Consider the following 15,046-nt stretch of genomic DNA (forward strand, 5'->3'; position numbering starts at 1 on the left):
TCGCGTTCGCTATTGCGCCGACACGGCTTTGAGGCCCGCGAGCGCGTAAGTCATCATGTGCTCGATCAGCACGGCGGGTTCCATTTTCAGACCCGGCAGCACGTTCTCGCTCAACGCTTCGTGGGCCAATAGCAGGAAAAGACAAGGCGCAAATACGCCCAGCGCACAGTGCAGCGTGGTCGGGTGATCGTCCGGCATGCCCAGGATCTGCCCCAGAATGCCGCGAAAGACCTTCGCTTTCGGATAGGCCTGCTGCTCCAGCACCGAGGGCAGCAGACTCGAAGGCGACAGCAATTCCCGGCTCAACACCTTGAGCGCCCAAGCATCTCGATGATTGCGCACACGCTCGATCAGGACGGTGATGATCAAACGCAATTTGTCCTCAGGAGAGGCAGGGCTCTGGCTCAGGCTGAACAATATATCGATGCTGAGCAGGCGTTCATGGGCTTCGAGCAGCACGGCACGGTACAGGCCCTCCTTGTTCTCGAAGTGATAATTGACCGACGCCACGTTCGAGTTGGAGTTCTCGCACACCTGTTTGCTGGTGGTGTTGGCATACCCCAGATCGGCAAACAACTGCCCTGCTGTCTCCAGAATATGCTGGCGGGTCACCCGGCCATCTTGTCGCTGAGCACGTAGAGAGGCTGCCTGATTCGGACCGTACACGAGCATGAACTCCTATTAACTCAAATTCAAATTTGACTTTTATTTTTATGAAGCTTAGCTTCAAATCACCTACATACCTCGATAGGCATGGATATTGGCGACGAATGTTGTCAGGTCCAAGGCCATTTAGCCAAAGGAAAACATCGCAATGGATGCGCGCGTAATGACCCCGTTCACCTACTTCTCTCTGCCGATGCAGAAGCAATTCCTGCGCAATCGCGAGGCGATCAAGGACAAACCCTACGCCAAGTATTTCTCTGCGCAAATGAATGTCCCCCTGTCCGCCGTGTGCAAGATCCAGCAAGGACCACTGCCGCTGGAACAGACCCTGACGCCGAGCATCGAGGACATCAATCGGTTGCTGGAGGCAGACTTCGTCAGCGAGGAATCGGGATACGCCCTGCTGCCCGGGCCAATGGCGTATGTCCAGAGCCGCAAGTTTTTCCCGCGCTCGACCGCAGCGATGCTGAAATGGTGGTTCATGTGGCACCCGCTGGAAGCCGAACGCTATACCCTGTGGTTTCCTTATGCCCATGTCAGCAATCCCTGCGTCAATCACGAACGCCTCAAGCAGACATCCCTGAGTTTCGAACAGCGCTTGTACGGCAACACCTTCTGCGCCTCGGAATATGTCGGTGATCGCCTGATGCACCTGCATATCCACTTCCAGGACCCGGAAAAACTGGGCTTGCGTGCCGATCTGTACCGCGAAGCGAAAATCGACGGAAGCGTCAGCGCGTTGATGAGCCTGGCGGAACAACCCGAGGTGCCGGTGTCGCTGATGGTGCACCTATTCAAAGAAACTCCCGAAGGCCTCTATCTCACCAGCCGCTACTGGGTCGGCAGCCATCCGTCGATGTCGCGTTTTCCTGGTGCCGAAAAGGCTGCCGCACTGATGGAGGCTAACGGTTTCGGCGAAGCGGAACTGGAAACCCTCGCCTATGAATTCGCCGTTCATGACCTGTGCGAATTCAACCATCTGGCCAGTTTTCTGCCAGAACTGTATCGAGAGTTCGGCGCTGCCTGACCCCGCAAAAAAAATGTTCCCCCCAGCGACAAGGCTAAGGGGAACATCTCGAAAACCAGAATCACCCCTTCGAACTGATACCGTTCAGTAAAAGAGTCGTAAATTCCTCGATATCTTTCTCCATCTCCAACTGCTCGGTCAGCAACCGGTACCAGCAAAATCCAAAGATCATATCCAGCAAAAGTTCTCGATTGGTGTCCTTCGGTAACTCACCACGGCTGATGGCATTTTCCACCAATTTCTTCGGCATTTCCCTTCTGCGCTCCATGAATTGGTTCTTCAACTGAACCAGTGTCACAGGGTCCAACTGAGCCTCGGCGATGACGCAGCGAAATGCTTCTCCGCAAATCGTTTCACGCCAGACTTTCCAGAGATTGTGCAGCAAAAAGTCGAGATCCGCTTTTAATGAGCCGAGATCAGGATGCTTTCTGACCTGCTCACTTTCGTTCTCGTAGACTTCTGCGATCAATGCAGCCTTGTTGCTCCACCAACGGTAAATCGTCGGTTTACTCGCTCCCGCCCGTCGGGCAACCGACTCAATACTGAGTCCCGAATAACCGCATTCCTTGAGGATCTCAATCGTCGAACTGATGATCGCCTTGTGCGTGTGGGGATTCCGTAGGGATCCGATGGAGCTGCGAGAGGGTGTACGAGCCACAGTAAATTCTCCAGGCAGGGTGCTTGACAAATACAATGCAAGGTATAGGATTTCCGAAAATCGCAACGAAACGGACCGTTTCGTTTCGAGTTGAGTAAACGCACTGAACATTGACTCCAATCAGTTCGCTTCGGGTTTTTCTGGTTACTTTAGGGGTTTCCGACTCCTCGAGCATGATGTGTGAGCAAGTAAGCGTCCTCTAGCCCTATCGAGTCTGCAGTTTTAATTCTGAAACGATACGTACCGTATCATAGCAGTGAGAGAGGCAAAGTGGCAGTATCAGCGCCCTTTTTTGAGTAACCGTCCGGAAACTCCAAGCGGCTGATTTTGCTGGCTAAACGACAAAACTCCGATATCGGGGGCTTTAAAGATAGTTTTCCGTATGTTTCACGATATACGGCGACGCGACACCCTTGTTTTCTGACAGCGAATGGAATCAAAAGGAAAATGAACGTGAAAAAAGCAGGAATAGTGAGCTATGGCACTGGCGTTCCCGTTTGTCGCTTGAAAGTCGAAGAAGTGATCAACGTCTGGAAGAACACCGATCTGCATCTCGTGCAAAACCAGTTGGGGGTGGTCGAAAGAGCCGTTCTTCAACCTGATGAAGATGTGATCACTCTCGGTGTATTGGCCGCCCAGCGTGCACTGGATATGGCCCCCGGCAGTAGCGTCGAGGCTTTGTATCTGGGCACTTGCACCAACCCCTATGACTCCCGCGCCTCGGCCTCTGTCATCCTCGAAATGCTCGGTTCCGGCTATGACGCCTATTGCGCCGACGTCCAGTTCGCGGGCAAATCCGGCACTTCTGCGCTGCAGATTTGCCAGGCACTGGTCGCTTCCGGCATGACCGGCAGCGCTCTTGCAATCGGCGCCGACACTATCAATCGCAACACCGCCCCAGGTGATCTGACCGAATCCTATGCGGGTGCCGGTGCGGCAGCATTATTGGTGGGCACGGAGAATGTCATCGCAGAATTCGATGGCAATTTCTCTTGTGCAGCCGATGTCGCCGACAACATTCGCCCGCAAGGCGATCGTTATATTCGCTCCGGGATGGGGCTTGGCTCGGACAAAAACAGCATCGGCCTGGAAGACCAGACTCGCCGGGCGGCGGAAGGCTTGATGGCCAAATTGCGCACCTGCCCGCAGGACTACGATTACGTCGTGTTCCAGCAGAATCTGGTGTCCACGCCCTACTCCCTCGCCAAGCATCTGGGATTCAATCCGAAACAGGTTGAGCCCGGCATCTACGCGAGCAGTGTTGGTGACACCGGTGCTGCCAGCCCGCTCCTCGGTTTGATTAACGTGCTCGACCAGGCGCGTCCCGGTCAAAAAATCCTGCTGGTGTCTTACGGTTTCGGTGCCGGCAGCGACGCAATTGCCTTGACGGTCACCCCGGCCATCGAGGCCTACCAAAAGCGCAACAGTCCACTGCGCGAATCGCTCGAAAACAAGCTGTACGTAGATTACGGCACGTCCATCAAATACGAGTTCAAGTATTTGCGAGCTGACTACGCCCTCACCGCCTACCTCTGATTTCGCCTGTCTACGCAAGGAGCATGTACATGTGCGCACGTCGTGTTGCAATCGTTTCGGCCGCCTATACGCCGAAACCGGGAAGTTCCAGGGTCCGGCAGACGTTCAAGGAAATGATCGTCGAGTCGGCTTATAAAGCTATCAAAGACGCCAGGATGCATCCTCGGGAAATCCAGGGTGTGGCCTACGGTTATCACGGCGAGGGCATTTCGGAATATGGCGGTCTCGGCCCGACCATCTCCGACACTTTGGGCATCAGCCCGGCGCCGACGTTCATGAGCACCGCCAACTGCACCAGCAGTTCCGTGTCGTTCCAGATGGGCCATCAAATGATTGCCTCCGGGGAATACGATATTGTTCTGGTCGGCGGCTTCGAGAAGATGACCGACCACTTCAACTATGCCGAATACATCGGTTCCAGTACCGAATGTGAGTACGACTACTTCCTGGGTATTTCCCACACCGATGCTTTTGCCCTGGCGACGGCGGAATACTTTGAAAAGTTCGGTTATGCCGGGCGTGAAGCTGATGTGTTGGCGACCTTTGGCCGGCAGATGCGTATTTATGCGCACAACACCCCGAATGCCACGCGCTTCGGCCATCCGATTCCATCTATCGATACCCTGAAAAACAGCGAAGCCTTTGGCTCGATGCTGGCTTGGGGTGAAGCGAGCGGTTGCGCGATTCTGGTCGCCGAACACTTGGCTCACAAATACACGGACAAACCAGTATTCGTTCGCGGATGTGCCTATACGGGCGTTTCCCATTACTTCGGCACGCGTTTTCACAACCCGACCCTGCATCACCCGGGCCTGCCAAAAAATGTCGGCATGGCCGTGTCGGCCAACTCCATCGCTTGCGCTGAAATCGCCTATAAAAAGGCCGGAATCACTGCGAAGGATATCGATGTCGCGCAGGTCTACGACTTGCTCGGCGCGGGTCTGATCCAGATGGAATCCATGGGGGTCTGCAAGCAGGGTCAGGCCGGTGATTTTGTCCTGGAAGGCGGCATCGGCATTGACGGTCCGCTGCCATTGAACACCGACGGCGGCAACATTGGGCGCGGTCACGCGTCCGGTTGTGACGGCATTCTGCACATCACCGAACTGTTCCGTCAGTTGCGCGGTGAATCCGACAACCAGGTCAAGGGCGCGCGCATCGGCGTGTCGCAAAACCTGGGAGGTTATGCCGCCCACAACTCAGTGATCGTTCTTTCCAACGACTAAGGAACCGGACCATGTCTATGTACCCCGAACAGATTCATCGGATGACCACTGCCAGCATGCTTCGCGAATGGCGAGAACACGGCGGCAAATATCGTCTGGAAGGCAGTCAGTGTGAAGACTGCAAGGAGATCTTTTTCCCACGTCGTACAGTTTGTGGCGCCTGCAATTCGCTCAACGTAAAACCGTACCGCTGCGCCCGCAGCGGCAAGATCGAAGTCATGGCTCACGCCGAGAATCCGATCCTTGCCGCCATGGGCTACGGCGAAACAGTGCCTCGCTGCATGGCGATGGTTCGTCTGGACGATGGTTTGGTGATCGCGTCGGAAATCGTTGACGTCACTCATCCGGAACAACTGAAAACCGGCGCGCCGGTACGCATGGTCGTACGCAAACATGTGCGCGAAAGCAATCTGGCCTGGCAATACGCCTACAAATTTGTATTGGACGTATAAATAAAGCCGTCGAGCGTTAGTTTCTGACGCTCGACCGCTTGAATATCAAAACAAGAATTGCGCTACTTATAAAAAGAACTTACTCGCCAAAAGCTTTTAATCCTTGTTCCTCCGGGGATAGCAAACTGCCGTTATTTTAAATCGGGAATTATCCCAAAAACCATTTATTGGCTTTATATGGCCGAGGACTCATCATGTCGACTCTTTGTCTCCCGCACGTAATGTTCCCGAAAAACAAGATCACTCAACAACAGATGATTGAACATCTGGAGAGCCTGCACGCCGACCATCCGCGCATGGCCCTGGCCAAGCGTATGATCCAGAATACCGAAGTCAACGAGCGGCATTTGATCCTGCCGATCGACGAGTTGGCGGTGCACACTGGCTTCACTCACCGCAGCATCGTCTATGAGCGTGAAGCCCGCCTGATGTCTTCCGCCGCTGCCCGCCAAGCCATTGAAAACGCTGGCTTAACGACCAATGACATCCGTATGGTGGTGGTCACCTCGTGCACCGGCTTCATGATGCCATCGCTCACCGCACACCTGATCAACGATCTGGACCTGCCGACCTCCACCGTGCAGCTGCCGATCGCCCAGCTCGGTTGCGTCGCCGGTGCCGCAGCAATTAACCGGGCCAATGACTTCGCCAAACTGGATTCGCGTAATCACGTGTTGATTGTCTCGCTGGAGTTCTCGTCGCTGTGTTATCAGCCTGACGATACCAAGTTGCATGCGTTCATTTCCGCTGCACTTTTTGGCGATGCTGTTTCTGCCTGCGTATTGCGCGCTGATGATCAGGCGTCAGGGTTCAAAATCCGTTCCACCAACTCTTTCTTCCTGCCGAAGAGCGAGCACTACATCAAATACGATGTAAAGGATACCGGCTTCCACTTTACCCTGGACAAAGCCGTCATGAACTCTATTAAAGATGTCGCGCCGATTATGGAGAAACTCAACTACGACACTCTTGAACAGAACTGTGCGCAGAATGACTTCTTCATCTTCCACACTGGCGGCCGCAAGATTCTTGACGAATTGGTCCTGCAACTGGACCTTGCCTCGAACCGGGTTTCGCAGTCGCGCAACAGCCTCGCCGAAGCCGGCAACATTGCCAGCGTTGTGGTTTTCGACGTGCTCAAGCGACAGTTTGAGTCGGGTCTTAACTCCGGCGATGTCGGCATGCTGGCAGCTTTCGGCCCAGGCTTCACCGCCGAAATGGCCGTGGGTGAATGGGTAGCCTGATTCCCACGTTTTGCCGGGGCTACGTTTGAGTCTGCAAGAAACCTTGGTGGTCTGTATGAAGCCAAGGTTTCTCGGCCTCTTTCGCAAACCCTTCATTGCACCTGATTAATGGTTTCACATGGAGGATGAACGATGATCAGAGACAATCTCGCTACGCCGCCCAAGCGACAATATGAACAACGGATGGTTTTGCTGCTGTCCTTGAGTTTCGGCCTCGTCGGGCTTGATCGCTTTATCATTCTGCCGCTGTTTCCCGTGATCATGCGTGACTTGCAGCTGGATTATCAGGACCTCGGCATGCTGTCGGCAGCACTGGCCTTCGCCTGGGGCTTTTCAGCCCTGGGCGCGGGCTACGTGATTGATCGATTGGGTCGCAAGAACGCACTGGTCCTTTCAATTGCAGTGCTGTCGCTGCTCTCGGGGATGTCGGCTCTGGCCGGAGGACTTTTCGGGCTGGTCGTCATCCGCGGGCTGATGGGGCTCTGCGAAGGCGCGTTCACACCGACCAGTATCATCGTCACCGATGAGGTTTCGCATCCGCAGCGCCGCGGACAGAATCTGGGTTTCCAACAGGCGTTATTCCCGATTCTCGGACTGTGCCTGGGGCCATTGCTGGCTGCCAGTCTGTTGGAGCTATTCGACTCGTGGCGCATGGTTTTCGCGATTATCTCGTTGCCCGGTCTACTGCTGGCCGGCTACTTGTGGAAAATCTATAGACCGGCGCCCTTGCCGGCACATCAGCAACCAGCTTCAGGAAGGGGTTGGGCGAACTGGTTGAGTGCGTTCAAAAGCGGCAATGTCAGCCTGAACATCCTGATCATGTTTTGCATTCTTACTTGCCAGTTCGTCCTGTGTGCCATGTTGCCCAGTTACCTCACGGACTACATGCACCTTGAAACGCTGTCGATGGCCGTCGTGATATCCGCCCTTGGTGTTGGCGGTTTTATCGGTCAGTTGATCATTCCGGCAATGTCGGACCGACTGGGCCGCAAACCGGTGGTCATTGTTTCCTTCATGACCAGCGCAACGTTGGTGGGGCTGTTAATCATCAGCCCGGCCATTACCGGGTTGTTATTTCTGCTGCTGTTCCTTTTGTCTTTCTTCAACTTCAGCCTGATCTGCATGACCGTCGGGCCGTTGACCAGCGAGTCGGTGCCACCTGCGCTGCTTCCCACTGCCACCGGCATTGTCGTCGGGTTCGGCGAGATCCTTGGCGGTGGCGTGTCACCCGCCGTCGCCGGTTACGCCGCCATGCATTTCGGCCTGCCATCGATTTTGTACGTCGCACTGGCCGGGAGCATCGGCGGCCTGCTGTTGTCGCTGGGTCTGCGCGACAATCTGCAACCCCTCCCTGCCCTGTCAGCCGCGAACGCATTGCCGATCAGCCTACCCCTCAAGGATTAGAGATCATGGGATATTATTTGATGTTGCTCGACCTTTGCCAGCATGAACACCGAGGCATCGGTGTGTTCGACTTCCAGACAGGCCAGAGCCTGCGCATGTTTCCCGAACAGGGCGGGCTGTATGAAACATTGCAGTATTGCAGTCGCTGGCATCGCGGCTGGGCCGAGCATCTCAAGCATCTGCCCGCCAGTGACAGCACCCAGGACATCGACCTGCAGCCACCACTCAAACCCGGCAATAATTTGCTCGCCCAGGTCAGCACGGTCAACCTGACGATGCCGAAAAAGCAGGCGTGGAGTTACAAAGGCAACGGCAGTCTGCTCAAGACGCAAGGCGAGGCGCTAAACATCCCTTATCAGGCGCTGAGCATTGCCAGTGGACCGGGAATCGTCTGCATTTATATGGTCGACTCCTTCGGCAAACTGCACTTTGTCGGATTCACTATTGGTAACGAAGTGCACGATCCACTGCTCGGCAACCTCGACTCGCCGGACGCCAACCAGGCGTGTCTTCGCGAATGCGCACTGGCTCCGGCAATGATTCTTGGAGAGTTGCAGTGTCGATTGTCGATCAACGCTCGTATCGAGCGTCAGGACAGGCAAATCTCCTATCGCGAATACGATATCGATCTGAAGGAATGGCGCTCACTGCGCAAATACACCCAGGCATTCCTCGAACAGCACGAACAGTTCCTGCAGCCAGGCATGGTCCACTACGTGTTTCATGGCCTGGGCCACCCTGACAGCGAACCCCCGCTGCAACACGGTGACTGGCTCGATCTCGATTGCCCGGAACTGGAGTTGGGCCTGAGCAATCGCATCGTCGAAGAAGAGTTGTTGCATCTGTGCCCGCTTGATAAACGCACGCTTGGAGCGGGTCTGCCCCCGCGGGCGACGCGACTGCAGCAGCGCTGCAACGACCCGAATGTGCTCAAGCGCAAATAACGCTGACAGCGTTATTTGCGCACCAGCCCCGTCAGTTCTTCTCAGGATTTCCCTGCACGCGCGCGAATCGAGAGGCTGTGCAGCCGCAATGACACAAGCACAGCCAACGCTGACAGATCGCTATCGGGCGCCAGTTCACCGGCCTCGATCGCGGTTTGCAGGCGCTCCTCCAAGGCGAATCCAGAACCTAAGCACTTAGCTGCTTGATCCAGTCAAGACTCGCAACAGTAGATCCAGAAGGACGGTACTCACACCCGATCCATCCCGCGTAGCCGCGTTGCTCCAGCGCCGCGAACAACGCAGCAAAGTCGATATTCCCCGTTCCCGGCTCGTGACGACCCGGGCAATCGGCAATCTGCACATGGACGGTTCTGTCATAAAACCGCGCCAGCACAGCGGCTGCGTCTCCAGTCAAAAGCTGGGCATGGTAAAGATCAAGAATCAGCCCGACACTCGGGAAGGTTTCCAGAATCTGTTGCGCCTTGCTGAAGTCAGACATGTAGTAGCCCGGCATCGCCTCCGCGCTGATCACTTCGATAAGCGGCCGCAGCCCCTGGTCTTCGAAGTACTTGACCGCATATTCCACGTTGCCCGCGTAGATACGCTCAGCGTCATTCTGCGTTGTAACACCCGACATGATGTGGACATCCGAACACGCCAACGTCTTTGCGTAGCGGGCGGCCTGGCGTAACCCATCACGAAACTCCACTTCCATGCCCGGTAACGCGGCGATGCCTTTGGTCACGCCAGCCGGGGCGGCGAACTGAATCAACGGCAAACTGTATTGGGCTAGATGGTCGGCAAGCAGACTTGCGTCGAATTCATACGGCGACGGAAACTCCACCGCCCGGAAACCGGCGGCTGCGGCGGCTTCGATGCGCTGCAGAAAAGGCAATTCATTGAATTGGAAACCGAGATGAGCATTGAACTTGAGCATTGGGTAATCATCCATCCTGGGAAGAAACGACATCATTAGCCTGGAGCATCCTTCGCCGCTCCAGCACCGCACTATCGCAATTGCGTTCAACCATTAAAACCATGTTTCCATCTGTATACCGTATTGCCATACCCCTCCCGCCTGGAAGTCGGACATGCCAAAGGAGTCCGCAGTACTGAATTTGTCCAGATCCGAAGACCAGTTCATGTAGCTTGCGAACACTCGCAACTCCGGCCGCGTGAGAAGATCGCCAACGTCAAGTTTGAACGTCGGGGCGACAGTGAACTTCCAGAAGTTACCATCGACCGCATTACGTTGTAGATAGCCTTTGGGGTCGAGGTTCATGGTTTGCCAGCTCATTTCGTAGGCCATTTCGAAGTTGCTGTTGATTGTGTTGGCCAATCGCACGTTCAGGGTCAGCCAGCGGTAGTCGTCACCTTTGACGTATCTATCCTTGCTCTGTTCGGCCAGCACGCTGGGGCCGATGCGCCAGTCAGAGCTCAGAGGGGTTTCACCGTAAAGTGCCAGACGCAGCGCGCGGGCCTCGTCGATAAGCTCACCATCCGAACCAACGTTCTTGACCTCGGCCCCCAGGCCTTGCCCATAGAGCAGCGCCGTTTTGAAGAACCCTTCCCTGCCGAAAAAGGTTTTCTGGTGATTGGCCAGCATGCTGTGCAAACCGCTATCCGCAGGCGTCAAACCGGCTTTATTGGTGCGGGTGCCGACATCGTTTTTCTTTGCGCCGATGGCGTTGTACATCCACTGCCACTGGCCATCCTTGAAGAACTGGTTGGAGGTCAGAATGTAGCTTTCCACATCGGCATTAATACCGCCCTGACTGAAATCCCCGTAGCTACGCCCAATCAACGAGTAATTCGAACGCCAGTGCTTGTTCATCTGCACATCGTAAATTCCGCCGCCGGTGCCGGCCAGGTAAACGACGTCTGAGTCCAGCCAGTGGATATCGAAGTTATCTCTATCGAACCGCTTGCCTGCCCACAGCGTCGCGTTCTCGAACACTGAATTGCCTTTGAACGCAGCGACATGGTCGAGCGTGGCGAATACCTGGCGTACGTTGAGTTTGCTTTCGTCCGCCGTCCAGTCATTGGAGCTTTCCACACCGTCGGCGATGGAAACCGTGAATTTGGAACGGGTGCCGTTTTGCGCATAGACCTCTTTCGACAGGTCGATGCGCATGTAGGTGTCGTCTTCGTTACCGAGTCGCCCGACTGCACCGCCCACCGAGCCGGCCGGCGTTGTGTAAGGGCCGCCACGGCCGCCACCCAGCCCCTCGTCGACCAACAATCCGGAGCGCGCATAGCCGTTGAAGCTGAACCCATCGGAGAGGTGTCCGGTATTGCTGTCTTTATCCAGGCTTTGCTGACGGGCTTCGAGTTTTGCCAGTCGGGTATCCAGAGCAGGCGCGGAAATGGCTGTTGCGTTAGACGCGACGGGCTGCAAGGGCGGCGCCGCGAGTTTGATTTGCTGCAATTCCCGGGCAAGTACTTGGGTCTGCTGTTCGGCCGTGGCTGCGCGCTTTTCCGCTGCGCTGGCGCGAGCTTCAAGTGCGGCCATGCGCTCTTCCAGTGTCGCTGCCTGTGCGGTCGCCGCGGATGTGCCGAGCACACCTGCCAGTAGCCAGCCTGATGCTTTGTGCATATGAAATCCCTGTTTTGTTTTTATTGTTGGTTGACGCAAACGGCCGTTTTTTGCGTGCGTTGCGAGTTGTCGCAATCGACGAAAAAAAGGGTGCCTCATCGCAAATACGCTGCTACATTTGGCGATGTTAACGTTAACTTTTCTAAAAACAAAAATAAAGGACGCTCGATGAAACACCTGAAATCGCTCCTGCCCGTTGCATTGATCACCCTGTCTGCCGCACTTCCATCCGTCTCGAGCGCAACCGATCTGACGATCTCGTGCGGTGCGGTGGGGGCGGAATTGCAACTGTGCAAAGAGGCCGTCGAGACATGGTCGAAACAGACTGGCAACAACGTCGAGGTGGTCTCCACGCCTAACTCGGCGACCGAGAGGTTGTCGTTCTACCAGCAGATCCTCAGTGCGCAGTCCACCGACATCGACATCATTCAAATCGACATGGTGTGGCCGGGGATGCTGGCCAAACACCTGATGGATCTGCGTGAGGTACTTCCCGCCAACGCGACTCAAGGCTACTTCCAGGCACAAGTCGATAACGCCACGGTCAACGGACGGCTGGTGACGATGCCGTGGTTCACCGACTCCGGGCTGCTGTATTACCGCAAAGACTTGCTCGATAAATACGCAAAGCAGGTTCCTCAGACGTGGGAGGAAATGACCGCTACCGCCAGGGATGTGCAACAGGCGGAGCGCAACGCCGGGAACGCCAATCTCTGGGGTTACATCTTTCAGGGACGTGCCTACGAGGGCCTGACGTGTAATGCGCTGGAGTGGATCAGCAGCCAACCACAAGGCGGACTGATCAATCAACGCGGAGACATTGTGGTTAACAGTCCGGCCTCAAGAGCCGCGTTGACGCTGGCGAAAAGCTGGGTAGGAGACATCTCTCCGCGTGGCGTGCTCAATTACACCGAGGAAGAAGGACGCGGCGTATTCCAGTCGGGTAATGCGCTGTTCATGCGTAACTGGCCTTATGTCTGGGGCCTGGTGCAAAGCCAGGACAGTGCCGTAAAAGACAAGGTCGGCGTCGCTCCCCTGCCCCGCGGCGGCGAGAACGGCGAGCATGCTTCCACCCTCGGTGGCTGGGGCCTGGCGGTATCGCGCTACAGCGCTCATCCCAAACTTGCCGCCGAGCTGGTGAGCTACCTGACCAGTGCCCAAGAGCAAAAACATCGTGCCCTGACAGGCGCCTATAACCCGGTGATCGAGTCGCTGTATCAAGATCCCGAGTTGCTCGCGGCCATGCCTTATTACGCTCAGCTACACAGCATTCTCAACGACGGGGTCATGCGCCCCGCCGCAATCACCGCCGACCGTTATCCACGGGTCTCCAATGCGTTCTTCGATCGGGTGCATGGCGTGCTGGCGGGCGAGTTGCCCGTCGATCAGGCACTGGCCGAACTGGAAAGCGAACTCACGCGTATCAAACGCCAGAACTGGTAAGCCACAAGGAAGGAAATCACCATGTCTGTCTCTACTGCCCATGCCCCCTTCGACGAGCTCCTGCTCACGAGGGAAACACCCGTACAACGTCGCCGGGTGCGCGCTGCCTGGCTGTTTCTGACGCCAATGCTGGTCTGTCTGGCCCTGGTGGCAGCCTGGCCGTTGCTGCGCACGTTCTGGTTCAGCCTGACCGACGCCAGCCTGGCGGACACCGGTGGCGCAACCTTCATAGGCTTGAGCAATTATCTGTTGCACAGCGGTTCCGGCTGGTCAGGCATCCTCGTCGACCCGCAATGGTGGAACGCGGTGCGCAACACGTTGTATTTCACGGTGCTGTCGGTGGGACTGGAAGTCGTTCTGGGGCTGTTGGTGGCGTTGCTGCTGAACATCAAGTTCACCGGCCGTTCTCTGGTGCGTGCGTTGATTCTGATTCCGTGGGCGATTCCGACGATTGTCTCGGCGAAGATCTGGTCATGGATGCTCAACGACCAGTTCGGCATCATCAATCACCTGATGCTCAGCCTCGGCCTGATTGACGCCCCCCTGGCCTGGACGGCAGATGCAGACCTGTCGATGTGGGCGGTGATCATCGTTGACGTCTGGAAGACCGTCCCCTTCGTCACGCTGCTGATGCTGGCGGCCCTGCAGATGTTGCCGAGCGATTGCTACGAAGCGGCCAGGGTCGATGGCATTCATCCGCTGAAAGTGTTCTGGCGCGTCACGCTGCCACTGTTGATGCCTGCACTGCTGGTGGCGGCGATCTTCCGTATCCTCGATTCCCTGCGGGTATTCGACGTGATCTACGTGCTGACCTCGAACTCGTCGAGCACCATGAGCATGTCGGTGTATGCCCGCCAGCACCTGGTGGAGTTCCAGGACGTCGGGTACGGCAGCGCGGCGTCGACGCTGTTGTTTCTGCTGGTCGCGGTGATCGCCATGCTTTATCTCTACCTTGGACGCCGTCAACTGGAGGTCCGCGCATGAGCCCGCGCCTGCTGAAAAAAGCACTGTTGCGCCTCGGGTTCTGGTGCCTGATCGGGGTTTTGCTGCTGTATGCGGTTTTCCCGTTCTACTACGCCATCGTGACCTCACTGAAGCCCTCCAGCGCCCTGTTCGAGGTGAGCTACTGGATCGAAAATCCCGACTTCTCCAATTACTCGGCGGTACTCCACCAGGCCTCATTCCTGCGGGCGATTGGCAATTCGCTGGTGGTTGCGCTATGCGTGGTGACGCTGGCGCTGTTCCTCAGTCTGACCGCCGCCTACGCCCTGGGCCGGGTGAAATTCCGTGGACGTGGCACGGTATTGATGATGGTCCTTGGCGTGTCGATGTTTCCCCAGGTTGCGGTGCTGTCAGGGCTGTTCGAAGTGATCCGTGCCTTGGGTCTGTACAACACGTCCTGGGCGTTGATCCTCAGCTACACGATTTTCACCCTGCCCTTCACCGTTTGGGTGCTGACCACCTTCATGGGGCAACTGCCCCATGAACTGGAGGAAGCGGCAATCATGGATGGTGCGTCACCCTGGGTGACGCTCACCCGCGTGCTGTTGCCGCTGCTCTGGCCTGCACTGGTCACCACCGGTTTGTTGGCCTTCATCGCGGCGTGGAACGAGTTCCTGTTTGCCCTGACTTTCACCCTCACCGACAGCCAACGCACGGTGCCGGTTGCCATCGCCTTGATTTCCGGCGGCAGCCCCCATGAGTTGCCTTGGGGCTTGTTGATGGCTGCCTCGGTGCTGGTCACCGTCCCACTGGTGGTTCTGGTGCTGATCTTCCAGCGCCGAATCGTTTCCGGTCTCACTGCCGGCGCGTTAAAGGGTTGATGCCCAATAAAGACAAGGAACAGCATC

14 protein-coding genes and 1 pseudogene are annotated in these 15,046 nt (G+C 56.3%); 10 read left to right on the forward strand and 5 right to left on the reverse strand.

The window, feature by feature from the left end; genetic code table 11:
• Positions 1 to 9: 9 nt before the first annotated feature.
• On the reverse strand, positions 10 to 612 hold the full coding sequence (locus tag ACVVH8_RS14815; protein ID WP_249412144.1) for a TetR/AcrR family transcriptional regulator: 603 nt from the start codon (positions 610 to 612) through the stop codon (positions 10 to 12).
• 202 nt (positions 613 to 814) lie between these two features.
• Between ACVVH8_RS14815 and phlG the strand changes: the two genes are divergently transcribed.
• Positions 815 to 1,693 carry a 2,4-diacetylphloroglucinol hydrolase gene (gene phlG, locus ACVVH8_RS14820; protein WP_103301996.1) on the forward strand — a complete coding sequence of 293 codons (879 nt, stop codon included), beginning with the start codon at positions 815 to 817 and terminating at the stop codon, positions 1,691 to 1,693.
• A gap of 61 nt (positions 1,694 to 1,754) precedes the next feature.
• On the opposite strand, the gene ACVVH8_RS14825 is transcribed toward phlG, so the two are convergent.
• Positions 1,755 to 2,351, reverse strand: coding sequence for a TetR/AcrR family transcriptional regulator (locus tag ACVVH8_RS14825; RefSeq protein ID WP_103302446.1), 597 nt, complete (start codon positions 2,349 to 2,351; stop codon positions 1,755 to 1,757).
• A 447-nt stretch (positions 2,352 to 2,798) separates the two neighbouring features.
• Between ACVVH8_RS14825 and ACVVH8_RS14830 the strand changes: the two genes are divergently transcribed.
• The 6 genes from ACVVH8_RS14830 to ACVVH8_RS14855 all read left to right on the forward strand — a co-directional run bounded on the left by ACVVH8_RS14830 (position 2,799) and on the right by ACVVH8_RS14855 (position 9,157).
• Positions 2,799 to 3,887 (forward strand): hydroxymethylglutaryl-CoA synthase, encoded by a 1,089-nt coding sequence (locus ACVVH8_RS14830; protein ID WP_103301997.1) that lies wholly within the window; start codon positions 2,799 to 2,801, stop codon positions 3,885 to 3,887.
• 29 nt (positions 3,888 to 3,916) lie between these two features.
• Positions 3,917 to 5,113 carry a thiolase family protein gene (locus ACVVH8_RS14835; RefSeq protein ID WP_213028704.1) on the forward strand — a complete coding sequence of 399 codons (1,197 nt, stop codon included), beginning with the start codon at positions 3,917 to 3,919 and terminating at the stop codon, positions 5,111 to 5,113.
• Between the two features lie 11 nt (positions 5,114 to 5,124).
• Entirely contained in the window at positions 5,125 to 5,565 is a 441-nt protein-coding gene (locus ACVVH8_RS14840) for a Zn-ribbon domain-containing OB-fold protein (protein ID WP_103301999.1), read from the forward strand.
• 194 nt (positions 5,566 to 5,759) lie between these two features.
• Entirely contained in the window at positions 5,760 to 6,809 is a 1,050-nt protein-coding gene (locus tag ACVVH8_RS14845; RefSeq protein WP_103302000.1) for a type III polyketide synthase, read from the forward strand.
• A gap of 132 nt (positions 6,810 to 6,941) precedes the next feature.
• The gene (locus tag ACVVH8_RS14850) at positions 6,942 to 8,213 is read left to right on the forward strand and encodes an MFS transporter (RefSeq protein WP_475231102.1); all 1,272 of its coding nucleotides are present in this window, start codon (positions 6,942 to 6,944) and stop codon (positions 8,211 to 8,213) included.
• Between the two features lie 5 nt (positions 8,214 to 8,218).
• Positions 8,219 to 9,157 carry a fumarylacetoacetate hydrolase gene (locus ACVVH8_RS14855; RefSeq protein WP_475231104.1) on the forward strand — a complete coding sequence of 313 codons (939 nt, stop codon included), beginning with the start codon at positions 8,219 to 8,221 and terminating at the stop codon, positions 9,155 to 9,157.
• A gap of 41 nt (positions 9,158 to 9,198) precedes the next feature.
• Here the strand turns inward: ACVVH8_RS14855 and ACVVH8_RS14860 are convergent.
• The 3 genes and pseudogenes from ACVVH8_RS14860 to ACVVH8_RS14870 form a co-directional block, all read right to left on the reverse strand.
• A pseudogene (locus ACVVH8_RS14860) lies at positions 9,199 to 9,330 on the reverse strand (TetR/AcrR family transcriptional regulator); the annotation flags it as partial.
• A 14-nt stretch (positions 9,331 to 9,344) separates the two neighbouring features.
• Positions 9,345 to 10,094, reverse strand: a complete 750-nt coding sequence (locus tag ACVVH8_RS14865) for a hydroxypyruvate isomerase family protein (RefSeq protein ID WP_475231106.1) — start codon at positions 10,092 to 10,094, stop codon at positions 9,345 to 9,347.
• A gap of 93 nt (positions 10,095 to 10,187) precedes the next feature.
• Complete coding sequence (locus ACVVH8_RS14870) at positions 10,188 to 11,753, reverse strand: carbohydrate porin (RefSeq protein ID WP_475231187.1); 1,566 nt, start codon at positions 11,751 to 11,753, stop codon at positions 10,188 to 10,190.
• 168 nt (positions 11,754 to 11,921) lie between these two features.
• Between ACVVH8_RS14870 and ACVVH8_RS14875 the strand changes: the two genes are divergently transcribed.
• The 3 genes from ACVVH8_RS14875 to ACVVH8_RS14885 are packed head-to-tail and all read left to right on the forward strand — an operon-like array spanning position 11,922 to position 15,019.
• Positions 11,922 to 13,196 carry an ABC transporter substrate-binding protein gene (locus ACVVH8_RS14875; RefSeq protein WP_213028708.1) on the forward strand — a complete coding sequence of 425 codons (1,275 nt, stop codon included), beginning with the start codon at positions 11,922 to 11,924 and terminating at the stop codon, positions 13,194 to 13,196.
• Positions 13,197 to 13,217: 21 nt separating this feature from the next.
• Entirely contained in the window at positions 13,218 to 14,180 is a 963-nt protein-coding gene (locus tag ACVVH8_RS14880) for a carbohydrate ABC transporter permease (RefSeq protein WP_475224451.1), read from the forward strand.
• Complete coding sequence (locus ACVVH8_RS14885; RefSeq protein ID WP_475224455.1) at positions 14,177 to 15,019, forward strand: carbohydrate ABC transporter permease; 843 nt, start codon at positions 14,177 to 14,179, stop codon at positions 15,017 to 15,019. Before ACVVH8_RS14880 ends, ACVVH8_RS14885 begins: the two co-directional genes overlap by 4 nt.
• Positions 15,020 to 15,046: the final 27 nt, after the last annotated feature.

The organism is Pseudomonas trutticola BRTCR10, assembly GCF_056155105.1.

Bases quoted from the DNA above. Each gene is read 5' to 3' on its own strand.
- phlG (WP_103301996.1), top strand. From the start codon at position 815: ATGGATGCGCGCGTAATGACCCCGTTCACCTACTTCTCTCTGCCGATG.
- ACVVH8_RS14830 (WP_103301997.1), top strand. From the start codon at position 2,799: ATGAACGTGAAAAAAGCAGGAATAGTGAGCTATGGCACTGGCGTTCCC.
- ACVVH8_RS14835 (WP_213028704.1), top strand. From the start codon at position 3,917: ATGTGCGCACGTCGTGTTGCAATCGTTTCGGCCGCCTATACGCCGAAA.
- ACVVH8_RS14840 (WP_103301999.1), top strand. From the start codon at position 5,125: ATGTCTATGTACCCCGAACAGATTCATCGGATGACCACTGCCAGCATG.
- ACVVH8_RS14845 (WP_103302000.1), top strand. From the start codon at position 5,760: ATGTCGACTCTTTGTCTCCCGCACGTAATGTTCCCGAAAAACAAGATC.
- ACVVH8_RS14850 (WP_475231102.1), top strand. From the start codon at position 6,942: ATGATCAGAGACAATCTCGCTACGCCGCCCAAGCGACAATATGAACAA.
- ACVVH8_RS14855 (WP_475231104.1), top strand. From the start codon at position 8,219: ATGGGATATTATTTGATGTTGCTCGACCTTTGCCAGCATGAACACCGA.
- ACVVH8_RS14865 (WP_475231106.1), bottom strand. From the start codon at position 10,094: ATGCTCAAGTTCAATGCTCATCTCGGTTTCCAATTCAATGAATTGCCT.
- ACVVH8_RS14870 (WP_475231187.1), bottom strand. From the start codon at position 11,753: ATGCACAAAGCATCAGGCTGGCTACTGGCAGGTGTGCTCGGCACATCC.
- ACVVH8_RS14875 (WP_213028708.1), top strand. From the start codon at position 11,922: ATGAAACACCTGAAATCGCTCCTGCCCGTTGCATTGATCACCCTGTCT.
- ACVVH8_RS14880 (WP_475224451.1), top strand. From the start codon at position 13,218: ATGTCTGTCTCTACTGCCCATGCCCCCTTCGACGAGCTCCTGCTCACG.
- ACVVH8_RS14885 (WP_475224455.1), top strand. From the start codon at position 14,177: ATGAGCCCGCGCCTGCTGAAAAAAGCACTGTTGCGCCTCGGGTTCTGG.